This is a genomic window from Novosphingobium album (ex Liu et al. 2023), assembly GCF_029076845.1.
Classification (GTDB): Bacteria; Pseudomonadota; Alphaproteobacteria; order Sphingomonadales; family Sphingomonadaceae; genus Novosphingobium.
In genome coordinates, this window is record NZ_JARESE010000044.1 from 160960 (window position 1) to 184787 (window position 23828).

The following is a 23828-nucleotide window of genomic DNA, read 5'->3' on the forward strand; positions in this document are numbered from 1 at the left end:
TATGCAGGGTTCAGGAACCTACGGCTAATGGCCCAGGAATTCGCGGGAATATCGGATCAACAACAACAGGTTATCCTTGAATGACCGACACCATAAAAATGGTGCCGAAGGCGAAGGAGACGCTCCTTCCCACGCCGAACGAAGATACCCTGCCTCGCAGGCTGGCGGATTTCGGCACGTTTTGCGAAGCGCTGGATTATGCCGCCACCGGCCAGCGCGGACTCAATTTTCACGACCCGCGCGGCGTGCTGACGCGCGCCTATCCCTATCGGGAACTGCGCGAGGATGCCCTTGGCGTCGCTTATGACCTGATCGCGCGCGGGCTGGTTCCGGGAGACCGGATCGCCCTGATCGCCGAGACCGGGCCGGATTTCGCCGCGCTGTTCTGCGGCGCGATCTATGCCGGCGTGTGGCCGGTGCCGCTGCCCCTGCCCACCAGCTTCGGCGGCAAGGACAACTATATCGAGCAGCTCGCGGTCCAGTTGCAGAGCGCGGACCCGGCGCTGCTGGTCGGCCCGGCCGAAATCGCCGAGATGACCGCCGCCGCCGCCGCGCGGCAAGGCTGCGGCCATGGCACCTGGGAGGAATTCACCAGCGGGGGCGCGCCCGCCCGCGACCTGCCCCGGCCCGATCCCGAGGATATCTGCTACCTGCAATATTCCAGCGGATCGACCCGGTTCCCCCACGGCGTCGCGGTGACGCACCGCTCGCTGCTGTCGAACCTGGCCAGCCACAGCCATGCGATGAAAGTGATCGAAACCGACCGCTGCATCTCGTGGCTGCCGTGGTATCACGACATGGGGCTGGTCGGCTGCTTCCTGTCGCTGATCGCCAACCAGCTTTCGGGCGACTACCTGCGGACAGAGGATTTTGCGCGGCGCCCGCTTGCCTGGCTCGATCTCATCACGCGCAACCAGGGCACCTCGATCTCCTATTCGCCCACGTTCGGCTATGACATCTGCGCGCGGCGCATTTCCAGCCAGAGCCCGGTGTCCGATCGGTTCGACCTGTCGCGCTGGCGGCTCGCGGGCAATGGCGCCGACATGATCCGGCCCGACGTGATGCAAAGCTTCGTCAACGCCTTTGCCGACGCGGGCTTCAAGGCCAGCGCCTTCCTGCCCAGCTATGGCCTGGCCGAAGCGACGCTGGCCGTCACCGTGATGCCGCCGGGCGAAGGCATCCGCGTAGAACTGGTGGAGGAAGAGCGGCTTTCGGGCTCTCCGCGCGACCTGTCGCGCCCCGCCCGCTACCGCGCCATCGTCAATTGCGGCAAGCCCGTGCGCGACATGGAAGTGGTGATCCGGGGCGAGGACGGCAAATCGCTGCGCGATCACCAGATCGGCAAGGTCTGGTGCCGGGGCACCAGCGTGATGCATTCCTATTTCCGCGATCCCGAAGCGACCGCCGCCTGCCTGGTGGATGGCTGGCTCGATACCGGCGACATGGGCTACATGGCCAATGGCTATCTGTTCATCGTCGGCCGGGCGAAGGACATGATCATCATCAACGGCAAGAACCACTGGCCGCAGGACATCGAATGGGCAGTGGAACAATTGCCGGGCTTCAACCATGGCGACATCGCCGCCTTCTCGATCGAGATGGAAAACGGCGAGGAAACCCCGGCGGTGCTGGTCCATTGCCGCGTGTCCGATCCCGACAAGCGGATCGAGCTGCGCGACCTGATCCGCGACAAGGTGCGCTCGATCACCGGCATGAACTGCGTGATCGAGCTGGTGCCGCCCAAGAGCCTGCCACGCACCAGCTCGGGCAAGCTGAGCCGCGCCAAGGCCAAGAAACTTTACCTTTCGGGTGAGATCGAGCCGTTCAAGCTCGCCGCCTGACCGCTATTGCCAGTTACCCAACGAAGCCGGTCGCGAGTCAAATCGCGGCCGGCTTTTCCCATTTCGGATAGGCCGGCAGGCTGACCAGCAGCGCCCCGCCCAGCGTGCAGCCGATCACGCCGGCCCAGAGGAACGGCTCGTAACCCCCGGCCCTGTCATAGACCATGCCGGCGATCATCGGCCCCAGCCCCGATGCCAGCGCCACCAGCGCGGACATGGCACCATAGATCGAGCCGAAATTGCGCATCCCGGCATAGCCCACGGTCAGGAAGCCGCAGATCTGCGTCTTGGTGCCGGCGGCATAGCCATTGACCAGCATGGCGCAGATGATCGCGGCGGGGGAACGCATTCCGTCGATCAGCAGGAAGAAGGTGACGGCGGTAACGCCCATGGTCACGCCGCCGATCCAGTTGGGCCGGAACCGATCGAGCAGCGCGCCGGTGGCCAGCTTGCCCACGATCCCGGCCACGCCCGAAAGCGAGGTCAGCCATGCGGCATTGGCGCGCGAGACTCCGGCTTCGGTCAGGATCGGGAATAAGTGGATGCCAAGGCCGATGGTCAGCACCATGACCACGAAAGTCGAGAGGGCGACGCGCCACAAGGCGGTATCGCGCAAGGCCTGCGCGCGGGTGAGGCCCGGCAGCTCGACCGCGCCACGCACCGCCGCGACCTGCCCATCGCGCGCGGCCCGCGCCTTTGCCCGGTCATGCGCATCGAACAGGAACAGCCAGCACAGCAGCAGCGTCAGCCCGCCCCAGCCGATCCCGAGCCAGACGAACGCGGCGCGCCAGCCGAATTCGCCGATCAGGAAATTGCCGAGCGGCGGCACCACCGTTTGCGACACGGCCGTGCCGGCGACCGTCAGGCCCAGCGCCAGGCCGCGCCCTTTCTCGAACACGCCCACCACGGCCGCGCTCCAGATCGTCGATTTGATGCTGGTGGAGATCAGGCCGAACAGCACCCACAGGCCGATCCATTGCGCCGCCGATCCGCTGGCGAACGAAAACAGCGCCACCGCGCCCATGGTGAGCACGATCCCCGGCAAGGCCAGCCGGCGCGAGCCATGGCGATCGATCAGCGCACCGTAGAACGGCGAAAGGATCGCCGTCACCGCCGTCGCGATCGAGGGGCCGGCGGAAAGCAGCGTGCGGCTCCAGCCGAATTCGCCCGCCAGCGGCCCCATGAACAGGCCCGTCGCCGAAAGCAGCACGGAGAAGAACGAAAAGCCGACCGAGCAGGCCAGAACCAGCGTCCAGCCGGATTTCCACTCCTGCGCCGCGCTCACCGTCGCTGCGTTCATGTCCCATCCTCCCCTGCGTCTGTGCGCGCAAGAGACAGGCTGTGCGGGCCTGCGATGGCGAAAGCAAGCGGCGGTCCGCCGCCGGGGCTAGAGATCGCGGTCGAGTTCGAGGTAATCGCGCGGAATGCGCAGCGCGGCCGCCGCGATCTGGGTCTCGCGCAGGAACTGCACCAGCCCGCCCATCAGCAGCGTCAGCGCGACAAGAAAGGTCGCAGTCGCAGCCATTTGCAGGTTGAACTTGGAAATCTCCTCGAAGAACAGCACGGCCACGGTGGTGCCGATCATCAGCGCGGCGATCACCATCAGCCTGATCGCCCCGGTGATGAGTGCGATGCGCCGGTCGATCACGCGGATTTCCACCACGATCATGTCGTGATCGGGGCCGCTGGTCTCCACATGCCGATCCTGCAGCGTCCGCGCCCGGTCGACGATCCGCCCCAGCCGGGTGGACAGGATGTTGAGGATATTGCCGATCGCCACCAGCACGAAGACCGGCGCGAGCGCGAGCTGGATGGTCTGGGCGATCATCGCCCACCCCGCTCAGGACACGCAGGGCCGCGCAAGCAGGCATACTCCGGTGCGGGCGAACTCCACTTCATCCAGGCTGCGCGCCAGCCCGCAGCCGCCCGGCGCGATTTCCTCGCCGGCGATGTGCACCGGCCCTTCGCGCGGGATCACCAGCAGCGCGCCGTCATACCGGGCCGCCACGTCGGCCGAGGGCGCGCCTTCGACCTGGTCGAGCCGGAACAGCGGCCCGTCTACCAGCACTTTCGATCCGCGCGGCGGCGCCCGGTCCCGCCAGGCGGGCGGATAGGGCTCGCCATGCGCCACTTCCATGCCTTCCTTCAGGTGCAGCTCGCGCGGCCGGCCATAGTCATAGAGGCGATAAGTGATGTCACTGTTCTGCTGCACTTCGATCAGGCTGACGCCCGCGCCGATCGCATGGACCGTGCCGGCCGGAATGTAGAAGAAATCGCCGGGATGGACCGTGTGCCATTCCATCAGCCCTTCGATCGATCCGTCCATCGCGGCGGCGCGCATCGCCTCGGCCCCGATGGCGTGGCGGAAGCCGATGCCCAGCGTCGCGCCCGGCTCGGCCGCAACGATCAGCCAGCATTCCTCCTTGCCTTGCCGGCCCAGCCCCCGCGCCATGGTCTCGGCATCGGAGGGGTGGACCTGGATCGAAAGCTTCTCGCTGGTGAAGATGTACTTGACCAGAAGCTGCGGCAGTTCGGGCGGCGGTTCGAACCAGATCTCGCCGATGCGCTGGCCGGCGGGCGCGCAGAACGGCGCGGGCAGCACGTCGCGCCCCCAGGGCTTTTCCACCTGGCGGATCGGCAGGCCCGCGCTCATGCCCGCAAGCTCACTGGTTCACCGCGCCCGAAAGCTTGCCGACCTTCTGCACGCCGGCGGCCGAGGTGATCATCACGTCGTTGCCGTCGATCACCACGATCACGTCCTCCAGCCCGATCACCGAGACGGTTGGGCCGTCGCTGTCCACCAGCACGTTGCAGCAATCGACCAGTTCGGCCTTGCCGCGCACGCTGTTGCCATGCGCGTCCCGCTCCAGCGCGACGTGGAGCGCCTGCCAGTTGCCGATGTCCGACCAGTCCATGTCGGCGGGCACCATCGCGGCGCGCGCGGTGTTTTCCATGACCGCGTAATCGACCGATTCGCTTTCGACCTCGGCGAAGGCGCCGGCATCGGGATGGAACCGCGCACCGTCTTCGCGCCCGCCCGCGACCGCCTTGCGCACGGCGGCGGCGATGGCCGGACGATACGCCGCAAGCTCGTCCATGAAGTCCTTGACGCGGAAGGCGAATATCCCGCCGTTCCAGGCGTAGGTGCCTTCGGCGATGAACTGTCTGGCCCGCTCCAGATCGGGCTTTTCGACGAACTGGGCGGTGCGGAAGCCCCGGTCGCCGATGGGCTCGCCGCGCTTCAGATAGCCGAAGCCGGTTTCCGGCGCGCTGGCCTCGATCCCGAAGGACACCAGCCAGCCCTCCTCGGCCAGCGCGGCGGCGGCGATGGCGGCATCGGCGAAAGCATCGGGCCGGCCGATGTGATGGTCGCTGGGGCAGACCAGCATGATCGCATCGTCGGGCAGCCGGCAGGCGGCCAGCGCGATCGCGGCGGCGGTGTTCCGGGCGGCCGGCTCGACGATGATCGCGGCGCCGGAATTTTCGCCAAGCTGATCCTCGACATGATCGAGATGCTTGCTTCCCGTCACCACCACGGGTGGATCGAACCCGCGCGAGGGCGGGCAGCGCCCCACGGTCGCTTCGAACAGCGTGCTATCACCCACCAGCGGCAGGAACGGCTTGGGCTTGGCGGCCCGGCTGCGCGGCCAGAGGCGGGTTCCGCTGCCGCCGCACAGAATCACTGGAACGATCTTTGGCATATCCGCGACGGTATCGACCAACTCGATACGAATCCTAAACAAAAAATCCGCTCAGTCGCGCCCCGGATAGAACCAGCGCTGCTGCCAGCCATAGACCGATTCGACCGGCTGGCCCGAAGCGTCCGTGGCGGGACGGAAGCGGAAGCGTTCGCTCGCCAGCCGGCAAGTGATCCGATCCGCCTCGGGATCGCGGCTGGGGCGGTGCACGCGGCAATCGCGCACGCGCCCATCCTTGCCGACGGTCAGTGCCACCACGACATAATCGCCGATGCGCAAGTCACGGCTTTCACGCGGATAATCGCGCGCGGAATTGATCTCGCCCGAAAGCTTCACCGCTCGGGCCGCCGCGCCGCCGCCCTGTCCGGTGCCACCCGCCCCGGCGCCGGTGCCTTGCCCCGCGCCGCCCGCACCCGTGCCGGCACCCGCCTCACCCGCGCCCGCGGCATCGGCGGCGCCCTTTGCCGCGACCGGCGGCGCGGCGGGCGATGCCAGCGTGATCCGGGGGCGCGGCGCGGCGGCTTCCTTCGGCACGGCCTTGGGGGCCGCCGGCGCCGCCGCGCCTTGCGGACGGGCGGTGGACGCTTGCGGGCGCGGCTCGGGCGTCGGCGTGGGTTCGGGCGGGGGTTCGGGCGTGGTGATCGTGACGGTCAGCGCATGACCCAGCCCGGCCACCACCGAAGCGGAAAAATCGGGCGCGAAGGCCCGCACCAGTGCGCCAATCGCCAGCAGATGCAGCAGGACGACAAGCAATCCCACAGCCAGACGCACACGGCGCGGCGGTGTCAGATCGGCCTGGCTCATGCGCGGGATATGCCACGCCGGGCACGATTTTGACAGCGGCGCGCCGGCAAGCCATCCACAGGCGGCAGACAGACCGGCAACATGCCAGCAAGGGAGAGATCACGCCGATGCCCGAATTCGAAGCCATGACCATCGACCATGCCGGCACGCGCCTGCAAGGCTTCCTGGCCCACCCCGAAGGCGCGGCGCGCGGCCCGGCGGTGTTGATGTTCCCCGGCGCCACCGGCCCCGGCGCGACCTTTTGCGCAACCGCGCGCGAACTGGCCGGCCTCGGCTATCTCGCGGTGGGCGTGGACATGTACGGCGCCGATGCCGACATCGCCACGCCGCAGGCCGCCGGGGTGCATTTCGCCGCGCTGCTCGAAGCGCCGGACCGGCTGCGCGCACGCGTTGTCGCGTGGTTCGAGGCGGTCGCCGCACGCGGCGATGTCGATCCCGCGCGCGTCGCCGCGATCGGCTACTGCTTTGGCGGCAAGTGCGTGCTCGAACTCGCGCGCAGCGGGGCGGACGTGAAGGCGGCAGTCGCCTACCATGGCTTGCTGACCACGCACGCCCCGGCCCGGCCGGGCGCGGTGAAAGCGCAAGTCGCAGTCTGGTCAGGCGGACGCGATCCTTATGCCCCCGTCGCCGAGCTGGACGCGCTGCGGGCCGAACTCGATGCCGCCGGCGCCAGTTACCAGGCCACGCTGTTCAGCTATGCGCAGCATTCGTTCACCGATCCCGACCACGATACGATCGGGCTGGAAGGCATCGCCTATCACCCGTTGGCACATCGCGTGTCCTGGGCAGGCACACTTTGCCTGCTGGAACAGACGATCGGCAGTTGCCCCGGCAGGGCGCCCAACAGGCCGTAGAAATACTAACCTTGTTCAACTTTTCGACGCCATGTTCACTATTGTGAAGCCATAAATGTTACGTTAGGTTCTCATTTGCTCGCCTTTCCGGCGGGCAATTGCAGAAGCCGAAACGGCTCGACGAATATGAGGGATGGATGGGCTTGAGATGGCTGCCACATGGCGTCGTGCGTCCGCGTGACCAATACCTGCGCAAAGTCCCCGAAGAACGTTGAAGCTTCCGAGAAGCCGGTAACACCGGCCCAAGGCCGCGTTCGCGCGCGGTTACAAGAAAAAAGCAAGGTTTTTGGAGGAGTTCGACATGCTTGGAAGAGGATTGAAAACCAGCCTGATGCTCGGCGTCGCCTTTGGCGGCATGAGCTTTGCCGCACCGGCGCTGGCGCAGAGCGCCGCCGCAGACCCCGGCGACATCATCGTCACTGCCCGCCGCACCGAGGAACGCCTGCAGGACGTTCCGATCTCGATCACGGTCTATAACAACGAAGCGATCGAAAAGCGCAACATCGTCGTCGCTTCCGACCTTGCGACTTATACGCCATCACTTTCGGTCAACACGCGCTACGGCGCGGAAAAGGCCAGCTTCTCGCTGCGCGGCTTCAACCAGGATCAGTCGACCGCGCCGACCGTGGGCGTCTATTTCGCCGACGTGGTGGGCGTGCGCGCGCAAGGCGGCACGACCTCGGGCAACTCCGTGGGCGCCGGCTCGTTCACCGATTTGCAGAACGTCCAGGTGCTCAAAGGCCCGCAAGGCACGCTGTTCGGCCGCAACACGACGGGTGGTGCGATCCTGCTGGTCCCGGCCAAGCCGACCGACAATCTCGAAGGCTATCTGGAAGGCACTTACGGCAATTTCGATCAGCGCCGCGTCCAGGCCGCGGTCAACGTGCCGCTGGCCGATACCTTCAAGATCCGCGCCTCGATCGACCGGAACGAGCGCGACGGCTACATGCGCAACCGTTCGGGCATCGGCCCGAAGGACTACAACGACACCAATTACTTCTATGGCCGGTTGAGCATCGTCGCCGATCTCACCCCCGAACTCGAGAACTACACCATCTTCCACTACAGCCGCTCGGACACGAACGGCTATGCGACGCATTATGAAAGCTGCGACCGCGCGGCGAGCCCGGCGGCTTTCACCCGCTATTTCACCGCCAATGCCGCCTGCGAGCAGGTTGACCGGCAGACCGCGCGCGGCGACGGCCCGCTCGACGTCGAGATCAGCAATCCCGATCCGCGCTTCCTGCTCAAGACCTGGCAAGTGATCAACACCACGACCTGGCAGGCGAGCGACAACCTGACCGTCAAGAACATCGCCAGCTACGGCGAATTCACCGAAGATTCCGCGTTCAACCTCTACAGCGACAATTTCCGCGTTCCCAACACGCCGGTGACACAGGCGCTCGCCGCGGCCGGAACGTTGACGATCGGCGCGCCGCTCAACTACATCCAGCTCGATACGCAGCCCGGCTTCCACGCGGCGGCGGAATCGACCGTGACCGAGGAACTCCAGCTTCAGGGCCGCTCGTCCGACGGCAAGTTCAACTTCGTGGTCGGCGGCTACCTCGAATTCAGCCGTCCGCTCGGCTGGAACCAGCAGCGCACCGGTATTTACGGGAACTGCACCGATCCGGGCACGCTGGCCTGCACCGGCGGCGTGCCGCTGATCCCGCTTCCGGCCGGCGCCCTGTTCCCCAACTCGCCAGCGATGACGCTTCCGGGCGCGATCATTTCGGAATCGCGCACCAAGCTGTCGTTCGACAACCACGGCATCTTCGCGCAAGGCACCTACAACTTCACCGACCAGCTGGCGCTGACGGCTGGCGGACGCTGGACCTTCGACAAGATCGTCGGCTATTCGGAAAGCAACCGCTACGTCTTCGGCACGTTCCCGGCCGCGCTGGGCGGCACGACGCGGCTGTTCTCGCGCGTCTGCAACGATAACCTCAACCACCCGACCGTCAACCTGATCACCAACGGCGGCGATGTCACCGCTTGCGGCACGCGCATCACCAACAAGTCGAACAAGCCGACCTGGCTGATCGATCTGGATTTCAAGCCGACGCCGGACACGCTGCTTTATGCCAAGTACTCGCGCGGCTACCGCCAGGGCGGCGTCAACTTCACCAATCCCGGCCTGGAAACCTGGAAGCCCGAGAAGGTCGATACGTATGAGCTGGGCGCCAAGCTGACATTCCGTGGCGGCGTGCCCGGATACTTCAACATCGCCGCCTTCTATAACGACTTCAGCAACCAGCAGGTATTCGGCGCGCTGGTCGCCAAGCCGGACAGCGGCCTGGCCGGCGGCGCGGCGATCATCAACGCGGGCAAGTCCGTCATCAAGGGTGTCGAGGTGGATGCGGGCGCGACCGTGCTCGACATCGTGCGGCTCTCGGCCGGCTACACCTACCTCGATACCAAGATCAAGGATCTGGTGGCGCCGACGCTGACGGCCGACAGCCCGTTCGAGCAGATCATCCCGCGCGGCAATCCCGGCGATCCGCTGACCTATTCGCCCAAGCATCGCCTGACCACGTCCGCCGACGTCTACCTGCCGGTGGACGAGACGGTGGGCGAACTCTCGTTCGGCGCCACCTTCACGTATACGTCGAGCCAGCTTGTCGACGGCAACAACCGCATCCCGTCCACCAGCCTGCTCAACCTCAACGCGAGCTGGAAGAACGTTCTCCAGAGCGGGTTCGACGTGATCGGCTTTGCCACCAACGTCACCAACAAGATCTACAAGATGACGGCGGGCGGCGGCTACGAATCGTCGGGCATCTTCGACTTTGCCTATGGCGCGCCGCGCATGTACGGCATCCGCCTGCGCTACAACTTCGGCAAGTAAGCCGGCCGACAGTCCTGCGCGACAAGGGAAGGGCCCAGGCCACGCGGCCAGGCCCTTCCCACACCCGGCCTCACGGCCGGAAACCTCAAGCCACGCCCAACAGGGCGTGGCTTTCGTGTCTGGAAACGGCCTTGCCCAGCCGATCGACGAACTGGTTGATGATCGGCGGGTCGACCCGGCGCGTGATCGCCCAGAGGTAATAGCCATAGACCATCGCCTCGCGGTATTGCGCCCAGGCCTCCTCGTCACCGGGCATGGCCATCCCCGCGGCGCGCATCCGCGTGAGGTATTCGCCCAGCAGGCGGCGTTCCTCGGCCTCGGCGATTGATGTCGGCAGCACGGCGTTGAGGTGATAGGCGACATCCAGCGCCCAGCCGCCGCGCTGGAGCAATTGCCAGTCGATCACGCCCATGCCTTCGGCCGTGCGGAAGATATTGCCGGCGTGGGCATCGCCGTGGATCATGAACTGGCGCCGCCCCTCGTCACGTGCGGCCAGCGCGCGCATCGCCGCGATCAGGCGCGCGGCGTCGCGGATCTCGGGCGGGAGGTTCACCCCGCGCGGACCGTCGAGCATCTCCTGCAGCAGCTCAGGCGTGATATAGGTCATCCGCGCAAGCTCGGCCGCGCGCGGCCTGATCCAGTCGGCCCCGGCCAGGAAATCGCTGCGGGCATGGAGGGTGGCGAGTTGCGCCAGGCTTTGCGCCGCATCATCGGCGGTGAAAGGTTCGAGCGCGGAGCAGAAGCGCGCCCCATCGACGATCAGGTCACGCATCACGATCACCGCCTGCTGCCCTTCGCGATCGATCACCGCGCTGACGCATTCGGGCACGCGCAAGTCCGGCACCGCCGGGGCGACCTTGCAGTAGAAATCCGCTTCGAGCACGCAAGTCGGCCCGCCGCGCGCGGTCATCTCGTCGACATCGAGCAGGCCCTTGAGGCAGAAGCCGCGCTTTTCCGGCGATCCGGCGAACGTGACGGCAAAGCGCACCTTGGTCGCCACGGTCCTGATAAGCTCGACCTGTTCCACCGATTCGACTCGCGCGCCGTCGGCGCAGGCCCGCAGCGCATCGCCCAGCCAGGCGGGATCGAGCGCCTCCCGCAAGGTCCTGGGCACCGCGATCCGCGGCTGCGCCGGCACGGGCGGGGGTGTGGTTTCAGGCATCGTTCTCCCTTTCGATTTGCTGTGATCATCCCTTGACGCAATTCGCCATTTCGTTCCATGCTTCGCAATAGAGAATTTTCGTGGTCACAAGGGCGTCACCGGAAGCACCGCCCGAACCGCGCGACACCGGGGAGAGGCATGGGCAAGCCGCTGGAGGGCATAAAGGTCGTCGAAGTCGCGATGTGGGCCTTCGTGCCCGCGTGCGGCGGGATGCTGGCCGATCTGGGCGCGGACGTGATCAAGATCGAGCCGCCGACGGGCGATCCGCTGCGCGGCCTCAAGATCGGCAATCTCCAGCCCACCGGGCGCGCGATCGACTATTCCTGGGAAAGCTACAACCGGGGCAAGCGGTCGATCACGCTCGATCTCAAGCAGGAAGCCGGGCGCGAGGTGCTGATGAAGCTGCTAACCGACGCCGACGTGTTCCTGACCAACCTGCTGCCGCGCGCACGACGCGCGATGCGAATCGACGCGGCGGCGATCCGCGCCCAATTTCCCGATATCATCTACGCCAGCGGCAGCGGTGTCGGCCCTGGCGGCCCCGAAATGGAAAAGGGGGGATACGATGCCATCACCTTCTGGGCTCGCGGCGGCATCTCCTCATCCCTTACCGATGCCGGCGCCAGCCATCCCGTCGGGCCCCCGGGCCCCGCTTTCGGAGATACGCTGTCGGGCGCGATGCTGGCCGGCGGCATCTGCGCGGCGATCGCCAGACGGGCGATGACGGGAGAAGCTGGCGAAGTGGACGTCTCGCTGCTGGGCACGGCCATGTGGTCGATGCAGCGCTATATCTGCCAGGCGACAGCCGAGGGCATCGACAGCTTTGCCAGGCCGCCCGCCGACAAGCCGCACAACGTGCTCGTCGGCAACTACCGCACCAGCGACGGACGGTTCGTGGCGCTGTGCATGTTGCAGGCCGACAAATACTGGGCGCCGTTCTGCGCGGCGGCCGGGCGGGCCGATCTGGCCGCCGATCCGCGCTTCGCCACGGCCGAGGCGCGGCGCGACAACCTGGGTGCCTGCTATGCCGAGGTGACAGCGCTGTTCGCGGCGAAGACGCTGGCCGAATGGCGCGCGATCCTCTCGCGCCAGGAAGGCCAGTGGGACGTCGTCCAGAACGTGGGCGAGATGAAGGACGACGTGCAGGTGCAGGCCAACGGCTATCTCAAGCAGGTCGATTACGGCGATGGCAGCGCGATCCCGATGGTGAGCGTGCCGATGCTGTTCGACGGCAAGCCGCTGAGCTCCACCCGCTCGCCCGAACTGGGCGCCGACAGCGACGCGATCCTCGCCAGCCTGGGCTATGGCGAGGATGCGATCATCGACCTCAAGGTGCAGGGCGTGGTCTTCTGATGGCGCCGGCCCCTCCTCCCCCGCCGCGCAAGCTGCCGCTGCTGGAACCGGGCAGCGCGTTCTACTGGACCTCTGGCGCCGAGGGCGCGCTACGCATCCAGCGCTGCACGGCGTGCGGCACGTACCAGCACCCGCCCTTCCCGCACTGCGCCGCGTGCGGCAGCGAGGATGTCGCCCCGGCGGCGGTATCGGGCAAGGGCCGGCTGGCGACCTATACGATCAATTACGAGCCCTGGATTCCGGGCCTGCCGGTCCCGTTCGTGTTCGGCGTGGTCGAACTGGCCGAGCAGCGCGAGCTTTACGTCTTCACCAATGTGCTGGCGCCGGTCGACCAGGTGCGCCACGGCATGGCGGTGGCGGTGACGTTCGAACCGCACGAGGACGTGTGGCTGCCGATGTTCCGGCCCGAAGACGCGCCAGCATGACCGACCTGCCCGAAAAGCTGACCTGCATCACCGGCGCGGGCCAGTCCGAAGTCGGCCGTCCCTCCTCGCGCACCGCGCTGCAGCTGACCGCCGATGCCTGCCTGCAGGCGATCGCCGATGCCGGGCTCAAGGTCTCGGACATCGACGGTGTCGCGACTTATCCCGGCAAATCGGCCGAAGGCGGCGGCATCGCGCCGGTCTCGCCCGCCGAGGCGGCCGCCGTGCTCGGCATCGATCCGCGCTGGATCCTCGCTTCGGGCGAAGGCTTTTCGCACATGGCGCCGATCTTCAACGCGATCACCGCGATCGCTTGCGGGCTGGCGCGCCATGTCGTGATCTTTCGCACCGTGGCGCAGGCGACGGCGCGGCTGGCATCGCGCCAGTCCACCCTGATGGCGGGCGAGCGCAACGCCCGGATCGAGGGCAACAATGCCTGGACCGTGCCGTTCAACGCGCTTTCGCCGATCAACACGTTCGCGCTCTATGCCCAGGCCTATTTCGACAAGTACGGCGCGACATCCGAGCAGCTGGGCGCGATCGCGGTGAACAGCCGCAGGAACGCGGCGCACAATCCCAACGCGATCTACCGCAAGCCGCTGAGCCTTGAGGATTACCTCGCCTCGCGCGTGATCTCCTCGCCGCTGCGGCTGTTCGACTGCGATTCGCATATCGACGGATCAACCGCGATCGTGGTCTCGCACCGCGACGCGGCCAGCGATCTCAGGAACCCGCCGCTGCACATCGAAGCGATGGGCATGGCGATGGGCGGCCTGTGGGTCGGCAAGTTCGCGGGCGATTTCACCCACCTGGCCGCCGACAAGGCCGGCGCCATGCTGTGGTCGCGCACCGATCTCACGCCGGGGGACGTGGATTGCGCGCAGATCTATGACGGCTTCTCGATCCACGTCTGGCTGTGGCTGGAAGCGCTGGGCATGGTCGGCCGGGGCGAAGCGGCCGCGTTCGTCGAAGGCGGCCGGCGCATCGCGATCGACGGCGAATTGCCGCTCAACACCGGGGGTGGCCAGCTCTCGGCCGGGCGCTTCCACGGCTATGGCCATATCCACGAAGCCACCGTGCAGCTCTGGGGCCGGGGCGGCGGGCGGCAAGTGCAGGACGCGCGCACCTGCCTGATCTCCAACGGCGGCTACGGATACGGCGCGATGTTGCTGCGACGCGACTGACCACGGCGCGCGCCGAGTCGCCGGCTTGACAGACAAGTTCATAATCGCGATAATCATTTCGCTATTTCGAATGATACGACAAGTATCGCGGAAACGGGAGTTTGGGAGATGAGCGAAGCAGATCCGGCCATCACGGACGCGCAGGTCGAAAACTGGAGCTACGGCCCGATCTTCGATGCCGACGCGCACATCGATCCGCCGCACGACATGTGGAAGACCTATCTTCCCGCGCACTTGCGCGATCGCGCGCCCCGCATCCTCCATGAAGAGGATGGCGACTACATCGAATTCGAAGGCAATCGCCGCCCCTTCATGATGATCAACAACCAGGCCGGGCGCGAAGGCCGCAACTTCAAGATGAAGGGCCGGCTGGAGGAACAGCGCAAGGTGTGGGAACCGGCCACGCGCCTGGCCGACATGGATGCCGACGGCATGGACGCGGCGCTGCTGTTCGGCGGTGGCCCGCTCGGTTCGTTCGACAACGAACTCTACATCGCCAGCTACGAGGCTTATCAGAACTGGGTGCTCGATTTCTGCTCGGTCGCGCCCGACCGGCTGTTCCCGGTCGGCTACGTGCCGATGCGCGATATCGACGAGACCTGCCAGCATGTCGAACGGCTGGCGAAAAAGGGCTTCCGCGCGATCAACCTGCCCGCCTTCCCGCAGAATCCCGATGCCTGGAAAACCTCGTCGGGCATCCAGAACATGAAGGACGGCCAGGTCTCGGCGCTGACCGGCGATGCCAAAGGCGCGCTGCAATATGCCGATCCCGCCTTCGACAAGCTGTGGCGGACCATCGTCGACAGCAACGTGGTGATCACCTTCCACCTCGGCGCGCGCGTCCCGCGGTTCGGACAGAAGGAATTCTTCCTGCCCGACATGCCGATGTCGAAGATGGCCATGGCCGAACCGATCGGCATCTTCATCTTCAACTGCATTTTCGATCGCTTCCCCGACCTGCGCATCGGCAGCATGGAAAGCGGCGTGGGCTGGTTCGCCTGGTACACCGAATATATCACCCGCACCTGGGAAAAGCAGCGCTTCTGGACCGAGAGCGCGCTGAAGGAGCCGCCGAGCCACTACATGGACCGCAACGTCTTCGGCTCGTTCATCCAGGACCGCACCGGCATCCTCAACCGCAACCTGCCGGGCGGGCGGAACATCATGTGGTCATCGGACTATCCGCATTCGGAAACCACCTTCCCGCGATCGCGCCAGATCATCCTGCGCGATTTCGAGGGCGTGCCCGAAGAGGACGTGCGCGACATCATCAACAACAACTGCCGCAAGCTGCTCGGCCTTGCCTGAGAAAGCCCCGCCCGTGACCGACGTGCTGACGGCGGACGATCCGCTCTACGAGGAACTCTACGACGTGCGCCGCGAGGCCGAGGCGGTGGGCAATTTCATCGATGTCGATGTCATGCCCCGGCTGCACGCCCTGCGCGCGCAGGCGCCGGTCCACAAGGGCCGCGTGCGCGATCTGCTGGGCCTGCCGGGGCATGACCGGCACGCGCGCGCCGTGGGCCGCCAGCACTATACCGCGCTGACCTATGAAGCGTGCGAGGCGGGCTTTCGCGACCCGGAGACCTTTTCGAACCGCGTGCAGGGGCACGACAATCCGGCCGGCGAGATCACCATGGGCATCCTGGAGATGGACCCGCCGATGCACCGGGCCTATCGCCGCACGATCCAGCCCAAGTTCCTCATGCCCGAAGCGCTGGACTGGTGGCGCCGCCGCACGATCGACGGAATCATCGAACGCCTGATCGAGCGCATGGCCAGAGGCGACCGCGCCGACCTCAATCTCGATTTCTGCGCGCGGATCCCCGTCTATACCATCACCACCGCCATCGGCCTCGACGGTGACGACGCGCTGCGCTTCCGCCACGCCTACCTCAACAGCACCAGTTCCAGCCGCAACGTGACGATGGCAGACCGCATCGCCAACGGGCGGATCGTCGAGGATCTGCTGCTCGGGCTGATCGCCGCGCGCCGGGCCGAGCCGCAGGACGACCTCATCAGCTTCCTGCTGCAATCGCGCCTGATGGTGCCCGGCCAGGAGCCGCGCCCGCTGACCGATCGCGAGATCATGACGCACGCAAAGCTGGTCATGGTCGCTGGCGGCGGCACGTCATGGCGGCAGATGGGCATCACGCTGTTCGCGCTGCTGACCCACCGCGACCAGTTCGCCGCGGTCAAGGCCGATCGCGCCCTGCTTGACGACGCGATCGAGGAAGGGCTGCGCTGGAACCCGACCGCGCCCTATTTCTACCGTATGGTGATGCGCGACGTCGAATTCCACGGGCACCACATTCCCGAAGGATCGGTGCTGGAACTGTGCCTGGGCCCCGCCAACCGCGATCCGGCGCGCTGGGACCATCCCGACGCCTTCGACATCCATCGGCCCCGGCTCACCAACATGGCCTTCGGCCTTGGCACCCATCGCTGCCTGGGCATGAACGTCGCGCGCGTCGAGATCGCGCGCGGGATCACCGCGCTGATGGACAACTTCCCGGACTTGCGGCTCGATCCCGATGCCCCGGCCCCGTTCATGACCGGCGGGCTGGAGCAGCAGGGCGTTTCGGGGCTGCCGGTGCTGCTGCGCTAGAACAGGTCCATGGGCCGGCGCCGGCCCGCGCGCCTGTCAGCCGATCGGCTCCACCGCCAGCACCTCGATCGCGTCTTCCCGATCGCCGAACGGCAGGAACTCGCCCGCCGCGCCGTCCATCAGCGCGCGGGCCAGCGGGGCGGAAAACGCGATCATGTCCCGCGCCGGATCGGCCTCGTCATCGCCGACGATGGCCAGCACCCGCGACTTGCCGTTGAGCCGGAACGTCACGCGCGTGCCGAAGGCGACAACCTCGCCACTCGGCCCGGGCATGACCTGCGCGGTCACTTGCCGGGTCTGCCAATAGCGCAGGTCGCGCTGGAGCCGCCTGGCCGCGTCCTCGTCGCCCGCCGCCGCCACTTGCGCGGCCAGATCGGCCACGCGCGCATCGATCAGCGCCTTGCCGCGCGTCGTGACGAGGTTCGGGCCGGGCGGGATCGGAATCTCGAATTTCGGTTCGAGATGCTCGTCATCGCCTTCGCGGCGGAAGGCGACGCTCATGCCTCCCTCACGAACAGGCTGGCCAGCTCGACATGGGTGGACCAGCGGAACTGGCCGACCGGGCGCAAGTCCGCCAGCCGGAAACCCGCCTCCACCAGCACGGCCGCATCGCGCGACCAGCTTGACGGATTGCACGAGACATAGACCACGCGCGCCACCGTGCTTTGCGCGATGCACTGCACTTGCTCGCGCGCGCCCGCGCGCGGCGGATCGAGCAGCACGGCGGCGAACCTGTTCAGCTCGTCGGGCTGGAGCGGATTGCGGAACAGGTCGCGGTGCGCGGCGAAGATCGGCAGCTGCGCCCGGCCCGCCGCCGTCTTGCAGGCCAGATGCGCATCGCGCGCGGCCTCGGCGGCAAGCACCTTGGTATCCGGCCCGGCCAGCGCGAACGCGAAGGTGCCGAGCCCCGAGAACAGGTCCGCCACCGTGGCCGCGCCCGCCAGCCATTCCTTCGCGGCGCCCACCAGCGCGGCCTCGCCATCGGCGGTCGCCTGCAGGAAGCCGCCCGGCGGGAACGGCACCGACACGCCCGAGAGGTTCACGGTCGCAGGTTCCGGCTCCCACACCGTTTCGGGGCCATAGCCGCCATCCAGCGTCAGCCGCGCCAACCCCTGCGCGCGCGCGAAATCGAGCATGGCCTCGGTCGCGGCCAGCCCTTCCACGCTCAGCCCCTTGATGCCCAGATCGACGCCCTGCTCGCACAGCGTCAGTTCGATATCGGCGGCCATGCGGGCCTGCGCGTGCCTGTCATCCCTCTTGCCGGGGCCGCCCTTCTTGCCGGCAGCACCCTTGCCAAGCTGGATCAGCAGCTTGCGCAGCGGCGCCAGCAGCGCGACGAACGCGGGCACCAGCACCGGGCATTCGGCCAGCTCGACCAACCGGTGCGATTTCGCCTCGCGAAAGCCGATCACCAGGCGCCCGGCCGAGCTTTCCGCCCGCAACGAAGCCCGGCGGCGGCCGCCCGCGGGCGAGAGATGCGGCGGCGCGACGTGCTGCGCGCCCAGTTCCTGTGCGCTGGAGGCATTGGCGACGCGCGATTCGACGAACTGCGCCAGCGTCTCCTCGTCAAGCTGCTGCAACTGGCAGCCGCCGCAGCGGCCGAAATGGCGGCACGGCGGCGCGACATGATGCGGCCCCCATTCCAGCGTGCCGTCCTCGCGCAGCACATCGCCCGGCGCCGCGCCCCAGGCGAAGCGCCCCGAGGCGGTGACGCCATCGCCCTTCGCGGCGACGCGCAGGATCGTTTCCGCCTCGCTCACAAGCAGGCGGCAAGCGCGGCGGGAATGGCCTCGGCCAATTGACCGGCGGAAAACGCAGGTGGGCACAGCCGCGCCGCATCGCCATGCAGCCACACACCTTCACCGGCGGCGGCGAAGGCATCCACGCCGGTGGCGACACGGCTGGCGATGACCCCGGCGAGCACATCGCCGGTTCCCGCCGTGGAAAGCCAGCTTGACGCGCGTGGGGCGCACGCCAGCCGGCCATCGGGCGCGGCGATCACGGTGTCCGGCCCCTTGGCGACGATCACCATGCCGCTGGCCCGCGCCAGCGCCAGCGCGCGCTCGGGCTTGGAGCCGCCGCCATCGCAATCGAACGCGCGTTCCAGCGCGACCAGTTCGCCTTCGTGCGGCGTCGCGATGGTCGGCGCGGCGCGCTCGGCAAGCTGGCGCGGCCCGAGCAGGACCAGCGCATCGGCATCGACCACCGCCGCGACCGGATCGGCCAGCGCGATGGCCAGCCGCTCGCGCGCGTGCGCATCGCGGCCAAGGCCGGGGCCGACCAGGATCGCGATGTTGCGATCATCGGTCAGCACTTCGGAAAGCGGCCCGGTTTCGACCACCAGATCGCGCGGCGCGGCATCGGGCCGGTCGGCGAAGAGCTTCACATAGCCCGCCCCCGCGCCTTGCGCCGCCGCGCAGGCGAGCAGCGCCGCGCCCGGCATCCGCCCGCCGACGACGGCCAGCAGGCCGCGCCGGTACTTGTGCGCATCGGCGCCCGGCGCGGCGATGCGCGGGCGGGGCAGAGCACGCGCGGCACCCTCGACCGGCGCGACGCCGATCCCGACCAGCCGCAGCGCGCCCATCTTCGGCGCGGCAGGCATCAGGAAATGGGCGAATTTCCAGGCGCCCAGCGCGATCGTCAGGTCGTAATCGGGCAGCCCCTCGTTCAGCAGCATACCGCTGTCGGACTGCACGCCGCTCGGCAGGTCGATCGCGATCGTGTGCCGGTGGCCCACCGCGAGCCAGTTGAGCAGCCCGTAATGCTCGGGGCTCAGCGGCCGCGCCAGGCCGCTGCCGAACAGGCAATCGACCAGCACGTCGCCTTCGATCTCTATATCGGGGCCGTGGACCTCACCCTTGAACAGCGCGCGGGCGTTTTTCGCCGCGGCGGTCTTCGGCTCGGTCGCCGCGACGACCACCACATGGCCGCCGCGTTCGCGCAAGGTTTCGGCGATGACATAGCCATCGCCACCGTTGTTGCCCGGCCCGCACAGCACCGTCACCTTGTGGCGCCCGGCGATCCGCCAGACCCATTCGGCCGCGCCGCGCCCGGCCACGTCCATCAGCGCCTCGACGCTGGAGCCGGCCGCGATAAGCCCTTCTTCGGCCGCGCGCATCTGCGCAACGGTCAGGATCTGGTCACTGGGTGCCGGCATTTTTCGCCTGCGTCGCCGGGAAGCGATAGCGATCGCCGCCCACGGTCACTTCCAGCTTGCCGCCGTCCAGCCGCGACACGGCCTCCTCGGCCCCGTCGGCCACGGTCAGGCCGCGCCCGTCCTTGACCACGGTGAAGCGGCGGAACGCACCGTCCGGGTGGCGCACCGTCAGCGTCAGCGCGCCATCGGCCTGGGCCCGTTCGACCGCGCAGTTTTCCGCGAATTCCTTCGCCCCGCCAACAGCGCAGGCGATGTGCTCGTCCCCTTCGGCCACCTTGGGCGCATCGCCCTTGCCCGATGAGCAGGCGGCGAGGAGGATCAGCGGCAAGGCGGCGAACGCGGCCGAACGCATCATGCCCTCACCCGCGCTTCAACTGGCTGACATCGCGCACCGCGCCTTTCGCGGCGCTGGTGGCCATCGCCGCATAGGCCTGCAGCGCGACCGAGACCTTGCGCGGGCGCGGATGGACCGGCGCCCAGGCGGCATCGCCCTTCGCTTCCATGGCGGCGCGGCGGCTGGCCAGTTCCTCGTCGGAAACGGCAAGGTGGATCGTGCGGCTGGGGATGTCGATCTCGATGGTGTCGCCATTCTCGACCAGACCGATCGCGCCGCCCTCGGCCGCTTCGGGCGAGACGTGGCCGATCGAGAGGCCCGAAGTGCCGCCGGAAAAGCGCCCGTCGGTGATCAGCGCGCAAGCCGCGCCCAGCCCCTTCGATTTCAGGTAGCTGGTGGGATAGAGCATTTCCTGCATCCCCGGCCCGCCGCGCGGTCCTTCATAGCGGATCACCACCACGTCACCCGCCGTCACCTGCCCGCCGAGAATGCCCGCAACCGCCGCGTCCTGGCTTTCATAAACGCGCGCGGGGCCAGTGAACTTCAGGATCTTCTCGTCCACCCCGGCCGTCTTCACGATGCAGCCGTCGCGCGCGATATTGCCCGACAGCACGGCAAGGCCGCCGTCCTGGCTGAACGCGTTCGCGGCATTGCGAATGACGCCTTTCTCGCGATCGAGATCGAGCGAATCCCAGCGGCGCGACTGGCTGAACGCGGTCTGCGTGGGCACGCCGCCCGGCGCGGCCTTGAAGAATTCCTGCACCGAGGGCGAATTGGTGCGGGCAATGTCCCAGTGGTTGAGCGCGTCACCCATCGTCCGGCTGTGCACCGTCGGCAGATCGGTGTGAAGCAGCCCGGCGCGGTCCAGCTCGCCCAGGATCGCCATGATCCCGCCGGCGCGGTGCACGTCTTCCATGTGCACGTCGGACTTGGCCGGCGCGACCTTGGACAGGCACGGCACCCGGCGCGAGAGCCGATCAATATCGGTCATGGTGAAATCGACGCCCGCCTCGTGCGCCGCGGCCAGCAGGTGCAGCACGGTGTTGGTCGATCCGCCCATGGCGATATCGAGGCTCATCGCGTTCTCGAACGCCTGGAAACCGGCGATGGTGCGCGGCAGGGCGGTCTCGTCATCCTGCTCGTAATAGCGGCGGCACAGATCGACCGCCAGCCGCCCGGCTTCGAGGAACAGACGCTGGCGATCGCCATGCGTAGCCAGCGTCGAGCCGTTGCCCGGCAGCGAGAGACCGAGGGCTTCGGTCAGGCAGTTCATCGAATTGGCGGTGAACATGCCCGAGCATGATCCGCAAGTCGGGCAGGCCGACCGCTCGATGCTGCGCACTTCCTCGTCGGTGAACTTCTCGTCGGCGGCGGCGACCATGGCATCGACCAGATCGAGCGCCTGCTCCTTGCCGCGCAGCACCACCTTGCCCGCCTCCATCGGCCCGCCCGAGACGAAGACCGCCGGGATATTGATGCGCAGCGCCGCCATCAGCATTCCGGGCGTGATCTTGTCGCAATTGGAGATGCAGACCATGGCGTCGGCACAGTGGGCGTTGACCATGTATTCCACGCTGTCGGCGATCAGATCGCGGCTGGGCAGCGAATAGAGCATCCCGTCATGGCCCATGGCGATCCCGTCATCGACCGCGATGGTGTTGAATTCCTTGGCGACACCGCCCGCCGCCTCGATCTCGCGCGCGACCATCTGGCCCAGGTCCTTCAAGTGGACATGGCCCGGCACGAACTGGGTGAACGAGTTCACCACGGCAATGATGGGCTTGCCGAAATCATCGTCCTTCATCCCCGTCGCGCGCCACAAGCCACGGGCACCGGCCATGTTGCGGCCGTGAGTGGAAGTGCGGGAACGATAGGCAGGCATGGGTCGGCTCCGGTCGGGTGCTACGGGGGGTTTGCAGCGCCACTACGCCAAGTGGAGAGCGAGCCGAAGCAAAAAAATAATACTAACCCCCAATCTCAAGCGCAACTTTGTTGCAGATCCAGGCCAGCCGCTCCGCCCATTCGGCCTGGCCGGCGGCATCGCCGATCAGATCCTGCCGGATTTCGACGCCGAGATAAGGGCGCCCTTCGGCTTCGGCGTGGCGGTTCATCGTCGCGTTCAGCACCTTGCCGGAATAAGGCAGTTGATCGCCCACCATCAGCCCTTCGGCTTCGAGCAGGGGTATGGCGATGCGCGCGGCGCGATCATCCTGGTTGTAAAGCACGCCCACATGCCACGGGCGCTGCTGGCCCGGATCGCTGGCCAGGCGCGGGGTAAAGCTGTGGAGCGAGAGGATCAGCGCCGGCGGCACCGCGTCCAGCAGCGCGGCAAGGCCGTGGTGATAGGGGCGGAAGAAGCGTTCCAGCCGGTGCTCGCGCGCGCAGGCATCGATCCGGTTGCCGGGAATGGCGTGGCCGTCGCTGGTCTCGGGAAACAGGCCGGGGGCGTGCTCCTCGCGGTTGAGATCGCAGACCAGCCGGCTGATCCGGGCGACATGCGCGGCGATTCCCGCGCGCGCGGCCATGGCCTCGACGATGCCGCCCAGGCCGATGTCGACCGCGATGTGCGCGTCCAGCATGGCCGGATCGATGCCGAGGTCGATATCGTCGGGCACATGGTTCGAGGCATGGTCGGCAACGATCAGGATGCCGCCGAAGCGCGGCGTGCCGAGCAGGTGGAAGGCTTCTCCGCTCACCTGAGGGCCCCCGCCATCTGCCACCACTGCGGATGCGCGGCAGCGATCCGCGCCGCCACCGCATCGCGCGCGGCGGCATCATCGTAAAGCGCGAAGCAGGTCGCGCCCGAGCCGGACATGCGCGCCAGCCACGGCGCGGTCGCGCGCAGGGCGGCCAGCACTTCGGCGATCGCCGGGCACAGCGCGATCGCAGGCGCTTCCAGATCGTTACGACCGGCCAGCGCGATCGCGCGCGCGCCGCCTGCGGGCAGCGCCCCCCGATCGATGCCGTCCCATGCCCGGAACACCGGGCCGGTCGGTACCGGCACGCGCGGGTTGACCAGCAGCACGGGCACACCCGCCAGGTCATTGTCGATCGGTTCAAGCTCGGTGCCGGTGCCGCGCCCGATGCAGGCGCGGCTGAGCACGCAGGCTGGCACGTCCGCGCCCAGCCGCGCGGCGCGCGCGCGCCAGTCGCCGGGCAGGCTGCCCTGCGCCCGCTCGACCATGCGGAACACCGCGCCGGCATCGGCCGAACCGCCGCCCAGTCCGGCCGCCACCGGCAAGCGCTTGTCGAGCGTCACTGCCCAGCCCGGCCCATGCGGCAGCGCGGCCAGCGCCTTGGCGACGATATTACCCAGCGGATCATCGATTTGCCCGGCGAACTCACCAAACGACATCAGCTCGTCACGCGGCGCGGGAACCGCGCTCAGCCCGTCGCCCTGATCGACGAAGGCGAACAGCGTTTCCAGCGCGTGATAGCCATCCTCGCGCCGGTGCCGGACGTGCAGCGCCAGGTTGATCTTGGCAAAGGCGGTTTCGTTCAGCGGCAAAGCCCTCGCCCCTTCAGGGGAGCTGGCGACGGGCACATCTTTCCCCCAAGGGGGA

General features: G+C 67.6%; 21 protein-coding genes. 8 read left to right on the top strand and 13 right to left on the bottom strand.

What is annotated here, in order from left to right; translation table 11 throughout:
• Positions 1–80: 80 nt before the first annotated feature.
• On the top strand, positions 81–1841 hold the full coding sequence (locus tag PYV00_RS13480) for a fatty acyl-AMP ligase (protein WP_275228785.1): 1761 nt from the start codon (positions 81–83) through the stop codon (positions 1839–1841).
• A 37-nt stretch (positions 1842–1878) separates the two neighbouring features.
• On the opposite strand, the gene PYV00_RS13485 is transcribed toward PYV00_RS13480, so the two are convergent.
• The 5 genes from PYV00_RS13485 to PYV00_RS13505 form a co-directional block, all read right to left on the bottom strand.
• Positions 1879–3141: an MFS transporter gene (locus tag PYV00_RS13485; protein WP_275228786.1), complete on the bottom strand. Its 1263-nt coding sequence runs from the start codon at positions 3139–3141 to the stop codon at positions 1879–1881.
• Positions 3142–3228: 87 nt separating this feature from the next.
• Positions 3229–3669: a DUF2721 domain-containing protein gene (locus PYV00_RS13490; protein ID WP_275228787.1), complete on the bottom strand. Its 441-nt coding sequence runs from the start codon at positions 3667–3669 to the stop codon at positions 3229–3231.
• 12 nt (positions 3670–3681) lie between these two features.
• The gene (locus tag PYV00_RS13495) at positions 3682–4494 is read right to left on the bottom strand and encodes a class I mannose-6-phosphate isomerase (protein ID WP_275228788.1); all 813 of its coding nucleotides are present in this window, start codon (positions 4492–4494) and stop codon (positions 3682–3684) included.
• 10 nt (positions 4495–4504) lie between these two features.
• On the bottom strand, positions 4505–5542 hold the full coding sequence (locus PYV00_RS13500; RefSeq protein WP_275228789.1) for a mannose-1-phosphate guanylyltransferase: 1038 nt from the start codon (positions 5540–5542) through the stop codon (positions 4505–4507).
• Positions 5543–5593: 51 nt separating this feature from the next.
• On the bottom strand, positions 5594–6343 hold the full coding sequence (locus tag PYV00_RS13505; protein ID WP_275228791.1) for a TonB family protein: 750 nt from the start codon (positions 6341–6343) through the stop codon (positions 5594–5596).
• Between the two features lie 107 nt (positions 6344–6450).
• Between PYV00_RS13505 and PYV00_RS13510 the strand changes: the two genes are divergently transcribed.
• The gene (locus tag PYV00_RS13510) at positions 6451–7197 is read left to right on the top strand and encodes a dienelactone hydrolase family protein (RefSeq protein ID WP_275228792.1); all 747 of its coding nucleotides are present in this window, start codon (positions 6451–6453) and stop codon (positions 7195–7197) included.
• A gap of 301 nt (positions 7198–7498) precedes the next feature.
• Entirely contained in the window at positions 7499–10045 is a 2547-nt protein-coding gene (locus PYV00_RS13515) for a TonB-dependent receptor (RefSeq protein WP_275228793.1), read from the top strand.
• An 85-nt stretch (positions 10046–10130) separates the two neighbouring features.
• Here the strand turns inward: PYV00_RS13515 and PYV00_RS13520 are convergent, their stop codons facing one another.
• Entirely contained in the window at positions 10131–11207 is a 1077-nt protein-coding gene (locus PYV00_RS13520; protein WP_275228794.1) for an aminoglycoside phosphotransferase family protein, read from the bottom strand.
• Between the two features lie 138 nt (positions 11208–11345).
• On the opposite strand from PYV00_RS13520, the gene PYV00_RS13525 reads away from it, so the two are divergent.
• From PYV00_RS13525 to PYV00_RS13545, 5 genes are all read left to right on the top strand, one after another.
• Entirely contained in the window at positions 11346–12560 is a 1215-nt protein-coding gene (locus PYV00_RS13525; protein WP_275228795.1) for a CaiB/BaiF CoA transferase family protein, read from the top strand.
• Positions 12560–12985, top strand: coding sequence for a Zn-ribbon domain-containing OB-fold protein (locus tag PYV00_RS13530; RefSeq protein ID WP_275228796.1), 426 nt, complete (start codon positions 12560–12562; stop codon positions 12983–12985). The genes PYV00_RS13525 and PYV00_RS13530 overlap by 1 nt, the downstream gene beginning before the upstream one ends.
• The gene (locus PYV00_RS13535) at positions 12982–14166 is read left to right on the top strand and encodes a thiolase family protein (protein ID WP_275228797.1); all 1185 of its coding nucleotides are present in this window, start codon (positions 12982–12984) and stop codon (positions 14164–14166) included. Before PYV00_RS13530 ends, PYV00_RS13535 begins: the two co-directional genes overlap by 4 nt.
• 108 nt (positions 14167–14274) lie before the next feature.
• Complete coding sequence (locus tag PYV00_RS13540; RefSeq protein ID WP_275228798.1) at positions 14275–15474, top strand: amidohydrolase family protein; 1200 nt, start codon at positions 14275–14277, stop codon at positions 15472–15474.
• Positions 15475–15487: 13 nt separating this feature from the next.
• Entirely contained in the window at positions 15488–16774 is a 1287-nt protein-coding gene (locus PYV00_RS13545; RefSeq protein WP_275228799.1) for a cytochrome P450, read from the top strand.
• A gap of 36 nt (positions 16775–16810) precedes the next feature.
• Here PYV00_RS13545 and PYV00_RS13550 read toward each other — a convergent pair whose 3' ends face one another.
• From PYV00_RS13550 to PYV00_RS13580, 7 genes are all read right to left on the bottom strand, one after another.
• The gene (locus PYV00_RS13550; RefSeq protein WP_275228800.1) at positions 16811–17275 is read right to left on the bottom strand and encodes a GreA/GreB family elongation factor; all 465 of its coding nucleotides are present in this window, start codon (positions 17273–17275) and stop codon (positions 16811–16813) included.
• Positions 17272–18534 (bottom strand): class I SAM-dependent RNA methyltransferase, encoded by a 1263-nt coding sequence (locus PYV00_RS13555; protein WP_275228801.1) that lies wholly within the window; start codon positions 18532–18534, stop codon positions 17272–17274. Before PYV00_RS13555 ends, PYV00_RS13550 begins: the two co-directional genes overlap by 4 nt.
• Complete coding sequence (locus PYV00_RS13560) at positions 18531–19931, bottom strand: NAD(P)H-hydrate epimerase (protein WP_275228802.1); 1401 nt, start codon at positions 19929–19931, stop codon at positions 18531–18533. Before PYV00_RS13560 ends, PYV00_RS13555 begins: the two co-directional genes overlap by 4 nt.
• Positions 19915–20286 carry a hypothetical protein gene (locus PYV00_RS13565; RefSeq protein WP_275228803.1) on the bottom strand — a complete coding sequence of 124 codons (372 nt, stop codon included), beginning with the start codon at positions 20284–20286 and terminating at the stop codon, positions 19915–19917. Before PYV00_RS13565 ends, PYV00_RS13560 begins: the two co-directional genes overlap by 17 nt.
• A 4-nt stretch (positions 20287–20290) precedes the next feature.
• Entirely contained in the window at positions 20291–22147 is a 1857-nt protein-coding gene (ilvD, locus tag PYV00_RS13570; protein WP_275228804.1) for a dihydroxy-acid dehydratase, read from the bottom strand.
• An 82-nt stretch (positions 22148–22229) separates the two neighbouring features.
• On the bottom strand, positions 22230–22961 hold the full coding sequence (locus PYV00_RS13575; RefSeq protein WP_275228805.1) for an N-formylglutamate amidohydrolase: 732 nt from the start codon (positions 22959–22961) through the stop codon (positions 22230–22232).
• Positions 22958–23773: a 4-(cytidine 5'-diphospho)-2-C-methyl-D-erythritol kinase gene (locus tag PYV00_RS13580; protein WP_275228806.1), complete on the bottom strand. Its 816-nt coding sequence runs from the start codon at positions 23771–23773 to the stop codon at positions 22958–22960. The genes PYV00_RS13575 and PYV00_RS13580 overlap by 4 nt, the downstream gene beginning before the upstream one ends.
• Between the last annotated feature and the right edge of the window lie 55 nt (positions 23774–23828).